This is a genomic window from Paenibacillus sp. FSL R5-0527, from assembly GCF_038008055.1.
GTDB lineage: Bacteria > Bacillota > Bacilli > Paenibacillales > Paenibacillaceae > Fontibacillus > Fontibacillus macerans.
The window spans coordinates 5,124,112-5,139,759 of record NZ_JBBOYI010000001.1 but is presented as its reverse complement, the minus strand read 5'-3'; the positions used below and the strand labels follow the sequence as shown (position 1 = coordinate 5,139,759).

At 54.8% G+C, this 15,648-nt stretch carries 17 protein-coding genes; 16 read left to right on the top strand and 1 reads right to left on the bottom strand.

Annotated elements, in window-relative coordinates; all coding sequences use genetic code 11:
- The first annotated feature begins 177 nt into the window (after window positions 1–177).
- The 12 genes from NYE69_RS22710 to NYE69_RS22655 all read left to right on the top strand — a co-directional run bounded on the left by NYE69_RS22710 (window position 178) and on the right by NYE69_RS22655 (window position 9,682).
- Entirely contained in the window at window positions 178–1,578 is a 1,401-nt protein-coding gene (locus NYE69_RS22710; RefSeq protein WP_328272878.1) for a sugar porter family MFS transporter, read from the top strand.
- Between the two features lie 307 nt (window positions 1,579–1,885).
- Entirely contained in the window at window positions 1,886–2,158 is a 273-nt protein-coding gene (locus NYE69_RS22705) for an HU family DNA-binding protein (protein WP_036621920.1), read from the top strand.
- Between the two features lie 118 nt (window positions 2,159–2,276).
- On the top strand, window positions 2,277–2,531 hold the full coding sequence (gene mtrB / locus NYE69_RS22700; RefSeq protein ID WP_036621922.1) for a trp RNA-binding attenuation protein MtrB: 255 nt from the start codon (window positions 2,277–2,279) through the stop codon (window positions 2,529–2,531).
- 108 nt (window positions 2,532–2,639) lie between these two features.
- Window positions 2,640–3,191 (top strand): hypothetical protein, encoded by a 552-nt coding sequence (locus tag NYE69_RS22695; protein WP_124332665.1) that lies wholly within the window; start codon window positions 2,640–2,642, stop codon window positions 3,189–3,191.
- 179 nt (window positions 3,192–3,370) lie between these two features.
- Window positions 3,371–4,243 carry a heptaprenyl diphosphate synthase component 1 gene (locus NYE69_RS22690; RefSeq protein WP_036621925.1) on the top strand — a complete coding sequence of 291 codons (873 nt, stop codon included), beginning with the start codon at window positions 3,371–3,373 and terminating at the stop codon, window positions 4,241–4,243.
- A gap of 9 nt (window positions 4,244–4,252) precedes the next feature.
- Complete coding sequence (locus NYE69_RS22685; RefSeq protein WP_371861045.1) at window positions 4,253–4,978, top strand: demethylmenaquinone methyltransferase; 726 nt, start codon at window positions 4,253–4,255, stop codon at window positions 4,976–4,978.
- Window positions 4,971–5,843 (top strand): UbiA-like polyprenyltransferase, encoded by an 873-nt coding sequence (locus NYE69_RS22680; protein ID WP_036621926.1) that lies wholly within the window; start codon window positions 4,971–4,973, stop codon window positions 5,841–5,843. Before NYE69_RS22685 ends, NYE69_RS22680 begins: the two co-directional genes overlap by 8 nt.
- Complete coding sequence (locus NYE69_RS22675; RefSeq protein ID WP_036621927.1) at window positions 5,843–6,460, top strand: UbiX family flavin prenyltransferase; 618 nt, start codon at window positions 5,843–5,845, stop codon at window positions 6,458–6,460. Before NYE69_RS22680 ends, NYE69_RS22675 begins: the two co-directional genes overlap by 1 nt.
- The gene (locus tag NYE69_RS22670) at window positions 6,441–7,310 is read left to right on the top strand and encodes a menaquinone biosynthetic enzyme MqnA/MqnD family protein (RefSeq protein WP_036621928.1); all 870 of its coding nucleotides are present in this window, start codon (window positions 6,441–6,443) and stop codon (window positions 7,308–7,310) included. Before NYE69_RS22675 ends, NYE69_RS22670 begins: the two co-directional genes overlap by 20 nt.
- Window positions 7,307–8,281 carry a polyprenyl synthetase family protein gene (locus NYE69_RS22665; protein WP_340928050.1) on the top strand — a complete coding sequence of 325 codons (975 nt, stop codon included), beginning with the start codon at window positions 7,307–7,309 and terminating at the stop codon, window positions 8,279–8,281. Before NYE69_RS22670 ends, NYE69_RS22665 begins: the two co-directional genes overlap by 4 nt.
- Before the next feature lie 133 nt (window positions 8,282–8,414).
- On the top strand, window positions 8,415–8,858 hold the full coding sequence (ndk, locus tag NYE69_RS22660; RefSeq protein ID WP_036621931.1) for a nucleoside-diphosphate kinase: 444 nt from the start codon (window positions 8,415–8,417) through the stop codon (window positions 8,856–8,858).
- Window positions 8,849–9,682: a CheR family methyltransferase gene (locus tag NYE69_RS22655; protein WP_036621932.1), complete on the top strand. Its 834-nt coding sequence runs from the start codon at window positions 8,849–8,851 to the stop codon at window positions 9,680–9,682. Before ndk ends, NYE69_RS22655 begins: the two co-directional genes overlap by 10 nt.
- A 778-nt stretch (window positions 9,683–10,460) precedes the next feature.
- Here NYE69_RS22655 and NYE69_RS22650 read toward each other — a convergent pair.
- A complete protein-coding gene (locus NYE69_RS22650; RefSeq protein ID WP_036623922.1) occupies window positions 10,461–11,579 on the bottom strand; it encodes an IS110 family transposase in 1,119 nt (372 codons plus the stop codon).
- A gap of 308 nt (window positions 11,580–11,887) precedes the next feature.
- Here NYE69_RS22650 and NYE69_RS22645 point away from each other — a divergent pair, with 308 nt between their 5' ends.
- The 4 genes from NYE69_RS22645 to aroH all read left to right on the top strand — a co-directional run bounded on the left by NYE69_RS22645 (window position 11,888) and on the right by aroH (window position 15,324).
- Complete coding sequence (locus NYE69_RS22645; protein WP_164815325.1) at window positions 11,888–12,055, top strand: hypothetical protein; 168 nt, start codon at window positions 11,888–11,890, stop codon at window positions 12,053–12,055.
- Between the two features lie 629 nt (window positions 12,056–12,684).
- Complete coding sequence (aroC, locus tag NYE69_RS22640; RefSeq protein ID WP_340928048.1) at window positions 12,685–13,854, top strand: chorismate synthase; 1,170 nt, start codon at window positions 12,685–12,687, stop codon at window positions 13,852–13,854.
- The gene (gene aroB, locus NYE69_RS22635) at window positions 13,854–14,957 is read left to right on the top strand and encodes a 3-dehydroquinate synthase (RefSeq protein ID WP_340928046.1); all 1,104 of its coding nucleotides are present in this window, start codon (window positions 13,854–13,856) and stop codon (window positions 14,955–14,957) included. Before aroC ends, aroB begins: the two co-directional genes overlap by 1 nt.
- Complete coding sequence (aroH, locus tag NYE69_RS22630; protein ID WP_036621942.1) at window positions 14,950–15,324, top strand: chorismate mutase; 375 nt, start codon at window positions 14,950–14,952, stop codon at window positions 15,322–15,324. Before aroB ends, aroH begins: the two co-directional genes overlap by 8 nt.
- Window positions 15,325–15,648 lie beyond the last annotated feature (324 nt).

Sequence of the window (15,648 nt, the reverse complement as noted above, 5' to 3'; positions counted from 1 at the left end):
TTAAGCTCGAGTGTGAAAGTAATGCTAGGTTCAGCCCCCACGCCTCCAATTCGGGAGACGAAGCCAAAATCGTGCATGAAAAGGTCCGTTTAGTGCAGACGATAACCCCCCTTCCTTAGCTAAGCGCATGCTAAACTTTTCCTTGAAGAACGGAAAATCCGGAGGGGAGATGATAAGATGGCAGTAGCCATTAAGTCGGAAAGCGCTAAACAGAAAGCGCTTCAAGGGGAAAAACAGAGTATGCTCTTTGTTACGCTGGTATCCATCGTAGCCGCGCTCGGAGGTATCCTGTTCGGTTTCGACATCGCGGTTGTTTCGGGGGCAATCGACTTCCTGCAGCAGCGTTTTTCGCTGAACGAATTTCAGGTTGGCTGGGCGGTGTCAAGTCTGATTGTCGGGAGTGTCACGGGGGCGGCTTTATCCGGCTACATGAGTGAAAGGATCGGCAGAAAAAAGGTATTGCTGGCCGCCGGATTTTTGTTCGTCGTCGGCTCGATTTGCTCGGCGCTTCAAGACACATTCACCGGGTATGTTATCTTTCGCATGATCGGCGGCGTTGGGATCGGGATCACTTCGACCATTTGCCCGGTGTACAACGCGGAGATCGCTCCCGCCAAATACCGGGGCCGTCTGGTTGCTTTAAATCAACTTGCGATCGTTACGGGCATTTTCCTGGTTTATTTTCAAAATTCGTGGATCGTCAGCATGGGGGATGAAGCCTGGGGCGTCTCGACGGCCTGGCGCTGGATGTTCGGCGCGGGAGCCGTTCCCGGGCTGGTCTTTATGATCTTGATGTTTTTTATACCGGAAAGTCCAAGATGGCTTATTAAACAGAATCGGCCGTATGAAGCGCTGCCGATACTGCTGAAAATTCACGGTGAAGAAGCCGCTAAACAGGAAGTGCTTGAAATCAAGGAATCGTTCCAAAACGAGAGCGATTCATTCCAACAATTGTTCGCTCCCGGCATTCGGGTTGCTCTTTTCATCGGTGTTATGCTCGCCATTATACAGCATATTACCGGCATCAACGCCATTTTGTATTACGCGCCGGTTATTTTTAAAGGAATGGGTCTCGGTACGGACGCCTCTTTGACCCAGACCATCTGGATCGGGTTGATCAATGTGTTGTTTACCATCGTCTCCGTATGGCTGATCGACAAAGCGGGGCGAAAAGTTTTGCTGATGATCGGCACCTCCTTAATGACTATTTGTTTGGCCATTATCGGAGCCGTTTTTAAAATGGATTTGACCGCCGGACCGCTGGTGCTGATCATGATTTTGATCTACGTGGCCGCCTATGCCATATCGCTCGGACCGATCGTATGGGTGATGATTTCGGAGATTTTTCCCAATCGCGTTCGCGGCAAAGCGGTCGCCATCGCTTCGATGGCATTGTGGGCCGGCGACTATCTGGTATCCCAGTTATTCCCTCCGCTGCTGAGTTCGGCCGGTCCGTCCAATACCTTCTGGACATTCGGAGTCATCTCGCTTTTCGTTGTAGTCTTTATATGGCGCAAGGTTCCCGAAACCAAAGGCAGATCGCTTGAACAGATGGAACAGATGTGGCTTGGGAAATAACCTTGCTTTCGAAAAAAACCTCTGAAGTCAGACCGCAAATCGGGATGCTTCAGAGGCTTTTTGTCGTGCAGAACTGGAGAAAATGCCGGCCGATTACGGAAAATTCGGCTTCACGCCTTGAAATCACTTGAAATTATGCATGGGCTGTATTACTATAAATTTGTTCCGAAGCCCCTGGGAACGTGCCATTTCGGTATTTTTTAGGGGATTTGTACGCATAGGATACGAAAATTACGTATATTCTGCGGTAAAACGGAAACACAAATAGCAAGAGGTATTATTTTCCTGCAGTGGGAGGTGAATCAACATGAACAAATCCGATTTGATTTCTCAAGTAGCAGAAAGCACGGAGTTGTCCAAAAAAGATGCGACGAAAGCGGTGGATGCTGTTTTCGAAGCGATTTCTACGGCGCTTCAGAACGGTGACAAAGTTCAACTGGTAGGCTTCGGCAACTTTGAAGTCCGCGAGCGTTCCGCGCGCAAAGGCCGCAACCCGCAAACCGGAGAGGAAATCGAAATCCCTGCGAGCAAAATCCCTGCGTTCAAGCCGGGCAAAGCGCTCAAAGACGGAATTAAATAAAGATTTCTACATATCTTCCGTGCACAAAAAGACCGTGGGCTTCTCGTTCACGGCTTTTTCTTTTCGCGTGAACCAAAGCATGGCACAAAGATAAGTTGAAGGGAGAGGCGCGGCAAATATGGATAACCATCAGCAAGCAGGCGGAAATGAATATGGCGCGGCCAGCGGGGATTATTGGGTGATTAAAGCCAAGGAGCAGGGAGTTACCGTCATCGGGCTGACCCGGGGCAAAGATACCCGTTTTCATCATACCGAGAAACTGGATAAGGGCGAAGTGCTGATCGCCCAGTTCACGGACCACACCTCCGCGGTGAAGATTCGCGGCAAGGCTGTCGTTTACACGAAATACGGTACGATCGATACGGAAGAGTGAATTTTCTTTCGGCAGGCATAGCCTGCTTTTTTTCTATGTACAATGGGGTATAGGAGTACTCGGATAACCTCGCGCCGAATGGCCGAGCATATCAAAGGGGGATGCCCCATGAAGTATACACCGCTCATAAAAACGGCTCTGCTGACGCTCGGCTGTGCGGCGGCGCTGGCTTTCGTCTCGTGGCTCGGCGAACGAAGCGGAACGCCGCCGCATACGGCCGCCGTGTTCGCGGGGCAGAAGCCGGCCGAATTAACAAACGACAACTTGGTGGACGGTCTCTCCTCGCTGGATCTTCCGGTGCCGATCGGCAAGGTGGATTTGACCGGAGGCATTTTGTCCGTGGACCTTAAAGTCACCGAGGAGGATTTCAGCGCCGACCGCATTTATCAAGGGATGGCGGAAATGCTTGCGTTTTCGTTCGAACGGACGAGCAACGTCGATCAACTGCTGCTGCGGCTGTTTGCCGAGGACCGTTGGCTCGGCACGAAATATTTGCTGCTCGCCGCCGATGTCCGCCGCAGCTATTGGCGGACAACCGATTTGGCGGAGCTGCGGCAAACGGGCGACCGTCAGCTGTCCGAGGCGCTGAGGCAGCGGCTAAGGGTGACTGAAACGCAGCTGTGGATGTCGCGTTTTCTTCGCGCACCGGCGGGCCGTTAACCGGCCGCCGCCGTCGCCGGAGGCTTGCTCCCGCCGCGATTGCCGCCCGGCCGGTTGGCGGGATCCTGCGCGTCCAACCTCTGTGCGCAGGGAATTAACATGTGATATAATATACAAGATTACGACCTATTTTTAATTTGAAACGTGGTAAGAACAAGCGGCTCGGACGGAGGCAAAGGATGAAACCTTATCGCATAACAGAATTGGCAAAAAAATATGTCTCCTATGACATGATCTCAGCCCACACGGCGCTTCCGGATTTTCCGGTGCCCCGTGTTCGTTTGCTTTATGCCTTTTTAAACGACCGGCAGAGCCGGGCGGCGGATGCGGCCGAAACCTGCGCGCTGGCTGCTTTTCTCGTTCAGCTCGGCATGGATACGCACGATCTGATCGATGTGGAGGAACGCTCGGGGAGGGAAACCACCGCCATGCGTTCGCGCCAGCTCAAGGTGCTGGCGGGCGATTATTTCAGCGGAGTGTTTTACGACCTGCTGGCCCAGGCCGGAGAAATCGGCATGGTGTCCTCCATGAGCGCGGCGATTTGCGAGGTGAACCGCCTGAAGGTCGAACTGTACAGCAAGCTTAAAAGGAGGCTGCTGTCCGCGGAAGAGTACCTGAAAGAATGCGTCCATGTCAAAATGGGGCTTTTTCTTTCTTTTTCCCATCTGCTGGACAAGCCGGCGCAAAATTTGTGGCGCCTGCTGCTGGCCGAATTAAGCCGCTGCGAAGTGATGCTGGACGAGATGAAATCGAGCGGCGAGCTTCCTCAGAACCGCCAGGGATACGCTTTTTTGCGCATCCTGGAGACCGGTACCGCCGAGGATCTTGAATCGATTGCCGAGCGGAAGGTCGGGGAGCGGGATTGGTCGCTCCTGCTGGTCAAGTACAACGTGAAGGAACAGCTGATGTCCATGCTCCGCCAATCGGTGGACCGGGTGCAGGCGCTGCTTCATGAATGCAAGATGGAAACGGCGCAAAGCGAGCTGAAAGCGATTCTTGAGCCTTTTATCGCCGCTTTGTCCCCGGCGCGCCGTTCCGCGCAAGAAGGGTAGGTGTTATTCATGAGACAGATGTCGCCCGACTCGAAGGGACAGTACGTACACGAAGTGTTTGAGAACATCGCGCCCAAATACGACATGATGAACGATTTGATCAGCTTCGGACGCCATAAGGCCTGGCGCAAATTTACGATGGCCAAGATGAACATGCCGCCGGGGGCTACGGCCATCGATTTGTGCTGCGGCACCTGCGACTGGACGATTAGCATGGCCGAGACGAGCGGCGGGCAGATTACCGGGCTCGATTTCAGCGAACACATGCTGGAATACGGCCGCCGCAAAATCAAGGAACGCCGTTTGGAGCAGGCGATTACCCTGGTTCAAGGCAACGCGATGGAGCTGCCGTTTGCCGATGATTCGTTCGACTACGCCACGATCGGCTTCGGCCTGCGCAACGTGCCCGACCTGCACCAGGTGCTGCGGGAGATGAAACGGGTCGTCAAGCCGGGCGGGATGGTCGTTTGCCTTGAGGCGTCCAAGCCCACCTGGCAGCCGTTTAAGAGCATTTATTATGTTTACTTCCAAAAAGTACTTCCGATGCTGGGCAAGCTGGTGGCCAATCGCTACGAACAGTACAAATGGCTGCCGGAGTCCCTGATGCAATTTCCCGGCCGCGAGGAACTCGCGCAAATTTTCCGGGAGACCGGATTAACGAAGGTCGAAGCGTATCCTTTAACCGGCGGGGTCGCCGCCTTGCATCTTGGAACAAAGGAGACGCCTCATGTTTAGAAAACTCGTAATTTTCCTGCAAATGATCAAATTCGAACATACGGTATTCGCGCTGCCTTTCGCCTTCATGGGCGCGCTGCTCGGATCCCAGACCATAAACAACCACCTTCCTTCCTGGCCGCAGATCGGCTGGGTGCTGCTGGCGATGTTCGGGGCCCGGAGCGCGGCGATGGGGCTGAACCGGCTGATCGACCGGGTCAGCGACGCCAAAAACCCGCGCACGAAAAACCGGGCCATCCCGGCGGGACTTTTGAAAATCGGGGAAGTGGTCGCCTTCGTCATCGTTTCGTTCGCGCTGCTGTTCTGGGCCGCCGCGGAGCTGCATCCGCTGGCTTTGAAGCTGCTGCCGATCGCGGTCTTTATGCTCGTGTTTTATTCTTACACCAAACGGTTCACCTGGCTCTGCCATGTCGTGCTTGGCCTGACGATCGCGCTGGCGCCGCTCGGCGGCTGGGCGGCCGTGACCGGCACGGTGGATTGGACGGCCATGGTATTTTTCGTGACGATCACGTTTTGGATCGCCGGCTTTGACGTTATTTACGCTTGCCAGGACGTAGAATTCGACATCAAGGAAGGGCTGCATTCGATCCCCGTTCGCTTCGGCGTCGCCAAATCGCTGAAAATCGCCCAGGCCTTCCATATCATCACGGCGCTCGGCTTTATCGCGCTGCTGCTGATGACCGATCTCGGCTGGTGGTATATCGCGGGCATGATCATCGCTTATTTAATTTTGTTCTACGAGCATCATATCGTGTCCCCGGGCGATCTCAGCCGGCTGCAAACCGCTTTTTTTACGATGAACGGCGTGCTGAGCATCGTGGTCTTTTCCTTTACTTTGATTGATTTGGTGGTGCGGCATTACTGATGGACAGACAAAAGGCTATCGTCGTTGGGATCACGGGGGCCAGCGGCTCGGTATATGGCGTCAAGCTGATCGAAACGCTGCTGGAGATGGAGTTTTCGGTGCACCTGGTCGTGTCGGGCGCGGGCTGGCGCGTGCTGAAGGAGGAGCTTGGCTGGAATACTGCCAGCCGGGAGGAAACGCTGCAGGAGCAGTTCGGGCGTCTGCCCGGAAAGCTCGTGTACCACAACGTGGCCGACATCGGCGCGTCGATCGCCAGCGGCTCTTTCCTCACATGCGGCATGATCGTGATGCCGTGCTCGATGGGGACGCTCTCGTCGATCGCCAGCGGCGCATCCGATAATTTAATGGCCCGGGCCGCGGACGTTATGCTGAAGGAAGGCCGGCCGCTCGTGCTCGTTCCGCGCGAAACGCCGCTTCATGCGATCCATTTGGAAAACATGCTGAAGCTGGCCAGGTTGGGCGTACGCATCATCCCGGCGATGCCGGCGTTTTATTTCGGACCGCAAACGATCGACGATCTGGTTAAATTTTTGGTCGGCAAGGTGCTGGATAATTTGGGCATTGAGCATGCCTTGTTCAAAAGATGGGGGGATGACCATGTGCAACCGGGAGAATAACGACATCCTCATCGGAAAAATCAAATACAGCAACGTATGGCCCGTATTTCATCATTTCGACGTGCCGCGCCTGCCGCAAAGCAGCCGTCTGGTCACCGAGGTGCCTTCGGCGCTGAACCGCAAAATGCTGAGCGGCGCGCTGGATATATCCCCGGTGTCTTCTTTTGCTTACGGCTACGGTGCGAAGCGGTTTTTGCTGCTTCCCGATCTTTCCGTCAGCTCGGACGGCCCGGTTAAATCGATTTTGCTGTTTTCGCGTAAACCCCCGGAACAGATTGCGGGCGGAACGATCGCGCTGACGAATACGTCGGCGACCTCGGTCAACCTGCTGAAAATCATTATGGAGAAAGCTTACGGCGGGCGTCCGACCTATTGGGACAGCGAACCCGAGCTCGATGCCATGATGGATAGGAGCGACGCCGCCTTGCTGATCGGGGACCATGCCATCGAAGCTTCTTGGCGGGATCACGGTTATATCGTGACCGATTTAGGGGAAGTCTGGAAAAAATGGACCGGTTACGGCATGACCTTTGCGGTGTGGGCCGTGCAAAAGACGTTTGCAGAAGCACACGGCGAATATCTGGCCGCGGTATGCGAGGCGTTTGAGGCGAGCAAACGGCAAAGCCTGGGCGATTTGACGCCGCTCGTCGAACGGGCTTGCCGCGAAATCGGCGGAACGCCGGAATATTGGACCCGGTATTTCGGCAGCCATATCCGTTATGATTTCGGCGAACAGCGCCGGGCCGGCCTGGCTTTATATTTTAGGTACGCCTACGAGATGGGCCTGCTTGACCATCGGGTGGAAATAGAGATGTGGAGTGACAATTCGTTGACGCGGGTGAAGAAATGAAGATTATGGACATTTTCGGCGCACTCAAAAAGGATATGGATTTTATCGAGCAGCAGCTGTACCGGAGCATCGACGGCGATGACGGCATCCTAAGCGAAACGTCCCTGCATCTGCTGAAGGCGGGGGGGAAGCGGCTGCGGCCGGTGTTCGTGCTGCTCGGCGGCAAGTTCGGCAACTACGATCTGCAGCAGCTGCAATATATCGCCGTTCCGCTGGAGCTGATCCATTCGGCATCGCTCGTGCATGACGATGTGATCGACGATGCCGAAACCCGGCGCGGCAAACCGACCGTCAAATCGAAATGGGACAACCGGATCGCGATGTATACAGGAGATTATATTTACGCCAAAGCGCTAATGCAGGTTACGCAGCTAGGCAACCCGTACATACACCGGACATTGGCCAAAGCGATGGTGCAGATGTCGATCGGGGAAATGGAGCAAATCCGCGATTTCTTCAACACCGAGCAAAGCGTCCGCGATTATTTGCTGCGCATCCGCCGCAAAACCGCGCTGCTGATCGCCATCAGCTGCCAGCTTGGCGCGATGGCGGCGGAGGCCCCGGACAAAGTGAACTTATTGCTTTATCGTTATGGTTACAATGTCGGAATGGCGTTTCAAATCCGCGATGATCTGCTGGATCTGTTCGGCACGGAGAAGGTGATCGGCAAACCGCCCGGCAGCGATATGCGGCAAGGGAACATTACGCTGCCGGTCCTTTACGCCCTGCAGGAGCCGGAGCTTCGGGAGCCGCTGCTGCGGGAAATCCGCGGGATTCAAGCGGGAGACGGCAGCGGCGACGTGTCCCGGGCGATCGAGATGATCCGGACCAGCCCGGGAATCCGCCGGGCCGAGAAGCTGGCGGACCGTTTCATCCGCAAGGCGCTGGACGCTTTAAGCGAACTTCCCGACAACAAATCCCGGGCTCATTTGCAGGAAATTGCGCACTTTGTCAACAAACGCTCCTATTAGCGGTAGTTCAAAACACGAATTATTTAGCTTTACGGGTTTCGCTTTTTTTTGGTAAAATGCAGGTGAAACCGCCTTCTTCAAGGCGATGTTTATAAAGTTTATAACGACGACGCGATTTTTCGGGAGGGAATCCATGGAACGAACGTTTTTGATGGTTAAGCCGGACGGGGTACAACGCGGTCTGGTCGGCCGGATCATTAGCCGGTTTGAGGATAAGGGGTTTCAAATGATCGCCGGCAAGCTGGTTCAAGTATCCGAAGCCCAAGCCAAAAAGCATTATGCGGAGCACGAGGGAAAGCCTTTTTTTGACGAATTGGTCGGCTTCATTACGTCCGGGCCGGTATTCGCCATGGTGTGGGAGGGCGACGATATCATCGCTTTATCCCGGATGGTCATCGGCAAGACGAAAGTGACGGAGGCGCTCCCCGGCACGATTCGCGGCGACTTTGCCGCCCATACGCCGTTTAACCTGATCCATGGTTCCGACGGACCGGCAAGCGCGGAACGCGAGATCGCCAATTTTTTCGCTCCGCATGAACTCATCAATTATTCAAGAAGTGTAAGCCGATGGATATGAACCGGATCATTCCCGACCTTGCTCGGACAGACAACGCAGAAACGGCACCGGATCCGGATTACCTCGGCTTTATTCAAAACATCAAGAAGAGCACGGGCATCGATCTGGCCCAGTACAAGGAAGCGCAAATGAAGCGGCGTTTGACGACGCTTCGCAACAAAAACGGCTTTTCCTCGTTCGCGGATTTCTATGCGGCGATGATGGGGAACAAGGCGCTCTTTTACGAATTTCTCGACAAGATGACGATCAACGTCTCGGAGTTCTGGCGCAACCCGAATCGTTGGGAAGTGCTGCGGGACAAGGTTTTGCCCGAGCTCGCAAAGGACGGGGGCAAGTTGCGGGTTTGGAGCGCCGCCTGCTCCACGGGGGAAGAACCGTATACGCTGACGATGATATTGGCGGATATGGGCCTGCTCCCCCGCACCTATCTGCTGGCTTCGGACATCGATGACGGGGCGCTGGCCAAAGCGCAGGAAGGGCTGTATTTGGAGCGTTCGCTCAAGGATGTGCCCAAGGACGTAGCGCAGCGCTATTTCGCGCCGGATGGCGCGATGTACCGGTTTGACGCCAAATTGAAGAAGGCCGTGACGTTCAAGAAGCAAAACCTGCTGCTGGACCGGTTTGAAGAAGGCTTTGACCTTATCGTCTGCCGGAACGTGATGATTTATTTCACGGAGGAAGCCAAACAGGGCCTTTATCATAAGTTTTCCGAAGCGCTCCGCCCGGGCGGCGTTTTGTTCGTCGGCAGCACGGAGCAGATTTTTTCGCCGGGCCAATACGGTTTGGAAGCGACCGAAACGTTTTTTTACCGGAAACAAGCTTAGAATCCTGAAGCCATCAAGGTTGAGTCGGGGTTTTGAGGGGCGAGGCAGATGCAGATGCTTTCGAAGTGCGTTTTTTTCAAAACGCTTTAGGTTAGATGAAGCCAGGGAGTGAGCAGCGGAGCTAAACGGTATCGTAGAAAACGGCCTCGTACACAAGCGTTGCATTTAAATTTGGCAAGATACATTTTCTGAGCACACTAATATTCTAACGGTTGCCACAAGCGCTATTTGTTCCAAAAACGTTGATTTCAAAATTGTAACGGTTGCCATGGAGCTTATTACACTGAAAACCGGCAATTTTTGCTTGGAGTCAGGCAAATAACGGCGCTGGCAACCGTTAGCATTTAGAAAAGGTCTTTTTTCGATAAATAGCTGCTGTTACAACCGTTGCTATGAACGTTTTTGTCAAGCCCTCCGTGTGAGAGGTGCCTGAGCACGTGGCGCGAGAGCAAAAATGCGAGCGACGGTCGGCACGCTGCTATCCGTGGGTTGGTACCACATGTTATGCCTTCGTCAAGGAGAGCTCTTGCAAGCTAGAAGCGCACGTTCAGTTACTCACCTAGTGCAAACGGTTGACGCAAATTCTCTCCCGGAACCTTCGTTTGCTCCCGGGCCTCGTGCTCAGGCGTGAGCTTGTCAAGCGCTTTTCTTGACAAGCGGTTAGGTTCAAATCAACACTTTTCCTATTCCTCATTGGAAATGAGGAACGCCTCACGGCGAGTGTGGGGGTGCAGGGGGCAACGCTCCCTGCGTCTCCCCAAAGGGGACGGAAGGGGCGTTAGTTAGCCACCGGTTGTTCCACCGTTCGAGCAACAGCCCATATGAACCCGGTTAGCTCCCTGGCCACCGCGCCTACGGCCACATTTTTGTGTTTGTTCTTTCCAAAAATGAGATGACGGTATTTGTAATGCAATCTTTCTTGCGCTTTCCACGACAACAGTTGTATATCGGCCGGCATGCCATCCAAACGCTTGGCGAGATCTCCTTTCACCGCAGGCCGATGACGGTAGCTCCAGGCGGATTCCACCAAGGATCGGCGCAAGCGCCCGTTACCGGCTTTGGTCATACTTCCGCGCCGAGTACTCAGGCCGGTTGAACTCTCACGAGGAACCAACCCTAAATACGCCATGAGTTGGGCCGGGGAGCGGAAGCGAGTAAATGAACCGATCTCAGCAGCTAGAGTGACGGCCGTCAGTAGTCCAATCCCACGCAGGGACTGAAGCACCCGAATCAGAGTTGCCTTGGAGCCGACCGTGGCTTGCTGAACCAAGGCTTTTTCCAAACGCCCCATCCGCTGCTCGATCTCATTTAAGGTATGGAGCATCTCGTCGAAGGCTACTTGCATGGGCTCATAAGGGAATGTCAGTTGCTCCAGCCAGGAACGGTACTTCCGGGTCCAACGACGCTTTATCGTAGCCGGCGGTTCGATTTGATGGCGGAGCAGGAACTTCAATATCCGCTGGCGTGCCCGATGCGCGTCCTCTTTGGCGGCCTCCCGGGCGCGAACCAACTCCCGCAAAGCCTCGTCTTCCCGCTCCGGGACGTAGACAGGAGTCAATTCTCCTGCACGAAACAGACGGGCAAGCTGCTCGGCGTCCCGTCGATCCGTCTTCACGTGATCACCAGGGCGTTTGGGAATAAGCGACGGAGCAATGACAACGCAATGGGCTCCCATGGAGGTGATCCAGCGATAGGTTTCGTAACCTGTCGGACCTGCCTCATAACAAAACGATAGCGTTTCGGCCGGTCCCAGTTCTTTGATCAGCTTGCGCAGCGCCGCCGGAGTGTGAGGAATGCTCCCGTAATAGCGAGGAGTTTCACCGCTTGCATCTGCAATAGCAACCGAAATTTTTTCTTTGGATACATCTAAACCGACGAATTTTGTGGTAGACTGCATAGTATCAGCTCTCCTTTGCTATGTAGCTCTGAAATGGTTTGGTTTTCACTATCCATTTTAACCTACGAGATGTAGCAATATGGAGGGCTGTCTTTTGTTTACGTTCATCATAGCTAGATTTCCTGCGGGCGACTGTATCGATTCGAAAGCCAACGCATTTCGCATTTAAAGAAATGTCGAGCAATAGTTAATGCAACGCCAATGGGGCTCGTAAGCATTTGTTGGTAAATCCTAAGCCGACTGTATATTCCAGGCTGTATTTTCCAATACTTGTAACCATAAGGTCATTTGGCATTGGAGGACAGGCCATGGACAAAAGAAAAGTGATCGAAGCTTACAGACGCGGGTTTTTGACGCCGCAGGAATGCGCCCAAGTGCTGGGCATCGAAGGCTCCCATCTGAAGCGGATGCTTGAGGATTTCCCGGCGGATTCGCGGCGGCCCGCCGCTTTGGACAACCGCCCGGCTTCGGGGTAAATGTCCGTGAAACACAGGAATAACGTTAAATTCGCGGTGCTTGAATGTTTAAGGCATAGCCTGCTCTCTTGAAAGGAACCCCAGGAGATGGCAGGTTATGCCTTTTTGCGCTGCGGAGTAGAAGTTCGGATAACTATTTGGCTAGCGGAACTTTTTGTTCTTGTTAGCCGGATTATCCGGATTATCCGGGTTAGCCGGGTTATCCGGATTGAGCGTGTTCATGACGACCCTCAAAAATAGCGGCACTTTATGCACTTATTGTACGGAGTCACGTATATTCATCCCCATTAGCGGCATTTTTTGTCCCTATTTTCCTATGCATGGTGCAGTTTGCGGGCATTTCCTTGCGGTTCGGGAAAATAGCGGCATAAATTGTATCTATTTCTCTTTCAATGGGGGATAGCACCGGAATAACGCCCTTTTTTGTCCTTAAGTTTTCGCCGGGGCTCTCGGACGGCATTGTTTTTTTTCTGTCTCGTCCGCTAAGGAAGAGGCGGAAATAAAGAAGAAATTGCCGCAATGTTGAATCGCGCGCGTGACAGACCCGGTGATAAATATTATAATGAGCAAAGAAATTATCGGATTTTAGTTCTTTACAGTTTAACAGTTTAAAGGGGGAACGCATCATCATGAGTTTACGATATTTGACCGCCGGGGAGACGCATGGACCCCAGTTGACTGCGATTATCGAGGGATTGCCGAGCAATCTTCAGATCGATCCCGACGCGCTCAATTTTGAATTGGCCCGCCGCCAGAAAGGGTACGGCCGCGGCCGGCGGATGCAGATCGAGAAGGATACGGCGCAAATCGTCGGGGGCGTACGGCACGGCTTTACGACCGGGGCGCCGGTGGCGCTGGTGGTGGAAAACAATGACTGGAAGCATTGGCAAAAAATTATGAACACCTGGCCGATCGAAGGGACGGACGAAGAGAAGCGCAGAGTGCACCGGCCCCGTCCCGGACATGCGGATTTGAACGGGGGCTTGAAATACAACCTGAAAGACCTGCGCAACGTGCTGGAACGCTCCAGCGCGCGGGAAACCGCCGTGCGGGTAGCCGTCGGCGCCGTAGCCAAGCAGCTGCTGGAGCGCTTCGGCATGCGGATCGCCGGGCATGTCATCCGCATCGGCGAGATCGAAGCGCCGCCGCATAACTTGCCGCTGGATGAGCTGGCGCGGGTCACGGAAGCGTCGTCGGTTCGGGTGGCCGATCCGGAAACGGAGAAGAAGATGGAGGCCTACATCGACAAAATCAAGGAGGAAGGCGACTCCATCGGCGGGATCGTCGAATGCATCGTGGAGGGCGTGCCGGTCGGGCTCGGCAGCCACGTGCAATACGACCGCAAGCTGGACGGCCGGATCGCCCAGGCGGTCGTGTCGATCAACGCCTTCAAGGGCGTGGAGATCGGGATCGGCTTCGAAGCCGGGACGATTCCGGGCTCGCAGGTGCACGATGAAATCCTCTACAGCGAGGAGCGCGGGTATTACCGGGCGACCAACCGCCTGGGAGGATTTGAAGGCGGCATGACCAACGGCATGCCGGTCGTGGTGCGCGGCGTGATGAAGCCGATTCCGACACTTTACAAGCCGCTGCAAAGCGTGGACATCGACACGCGCGAGCCGTTTGCGGCTCAGGTGGAACGCTCCGACGCCTGCGCCGTTCCGGCGGCCAGCGTTGTGCTGGAGCATGTCGTGGCTTGGGAAATCGCCAAGGCGTTCCTGGAGAAATTCGGCGGCGACTCCATCGAAGAAGTCGAACGGAATTATCAGGGTTACCTGAACCAATTGGAGAGTTACTGATGAGAACGCTGCAGGTCGATTTGGGAGAGCGTTCGTACCCGATCTATATCGGCGGCGGTTTGCTGGGGAAAGCGGGAGAGTTTTTCGAGAAACATCAGTTGTCCAAAAAAAGTCCGGTGCTGCTCGTAACCGATGAGCATGTGGCTCCCCTATATTTGGAAACGGTGGAATCTTCGCTGCAGGCAAGCGGGTACACGACGGTGAGCAAAGTGGTGAAAGCCGGGGAAAAATCGAAGTCGCTGGTCGTTTACGAAGACGTCATGACGACGGCGATCGAAGGCGGTCTGGACCGCCGCTCGGCTGTGGTGGCTCTCGGCGGCGGCGTCGTCGGCGATTTGGCCGGCTTCGTGGCGGCCAGCTACATGCGCGGCGTGCCGTTCGTGCAGATGCCGACGACGATTCTGGCGCATGACAGCAGCGTTGGCGGCAAAGTGGCCGTCAACCACCGGCTGGCCAAAAACATGATCGGCGCCTTTCATCAGCCGGAAATGGTGCTGTACGACGTGGACAGCCTGCAAAGCTTGCCGCCCCGGGACGTGCGCGCCGGCTTGTCGGAGATGGTAAAGCACGGGCTGATCTGGGACGCCGAGTTCGCCGCCTGGTGCCGCGAACACGCGTCCGAGCTGCTCGCTCTTGACCCGGAGGCGCTTGGCTACGGGCTGACGCAGGGCTGCGCCATCAAGGCGAAGGTCGTGTCCGTGGACGAACGGGAGCAGGGCCTCAGGGCGATCCTGAATTTGGGGCATACGCTGGGACATGCGATCGAGGCGATCGGCGGGTACGGCGAATTTTTGCACGGAGAAGCGATTTCGATCGGGATGGCGGCGGCCGCGAAGCTTGCGGTGAACCGGGGCCGGGATGCCGCCCTGTATCAAGAAACCGTCGCTTTGCTGCAGCGCTTTGAGCTGCCGACGGCAATGCCGCGCCATTTGGACGAGGAGAAGCTGATCGGAGCGATGATGCACGACAAGAAGTTCAAGGAACAGCAACTGGTGTTTATTTTGCCCGTCGCTATCGGCCAGGTGGAAATCGTCAGCGATGTGGCGCTGGGCGAGGTGCGGCGGGTGATCGCGGAATTGAAAGAGGAGGAACCCCATGTATAACCGAGGAATTCGCGGGGCGACGACCGTGACCCGCAACGAAGAGCAGGAAATTTTGCAGGCGACGGCCGGATTGCTGAAAGAAATCGTGAACCGGAATGAAATCGTACCCGAGGATATCGCCAGCGTCTGGATTACGGTAACCCCCGATCTGGACGCCACCTTTCCGGCCCGGGCCATCCGCGGCCTGAGCGGCTGGGATATGGTGCCGCTGATGTGCTCGACGGAAATTCCGGTGAAAGGCGGTCTGCCGAAGTGCATTCGCCTGTTGATTCACGTGAACACGACCAAAGGACAGCGGGAAATGAAGCACGTTTATTTGAACGAAGCGAAAAGCCTGCGCCCGGACTTGAGCGCGTCCAATTCTTAAGGAGCGGCCGGGCTGCCCAAAAACCGGTGTTGCCAAACGGGCTCGACATAAGGTATAGTAAGTTTAAGATTTTAGATGAGCGAGTTTTTGCATCGTATAGTTCAGTTATAGTGAGTTAGTGTTTGCCTAGAGTGAGCTAAGTTTTTGAGATGATTTAGAGCCGAGTAGAGTATAGTTGAGATGAGCCGAGTTTAGTTGAGCGATAGCCAATACGCACCATAGCAGTTCACGCAGGTTATTGGTTTGCCGTATGCCGAACGCAGGGCAACCTTTGACATTTGCAGACTGGGACACGTGAGCGGGATGGCTTTCCTTATAAACCGC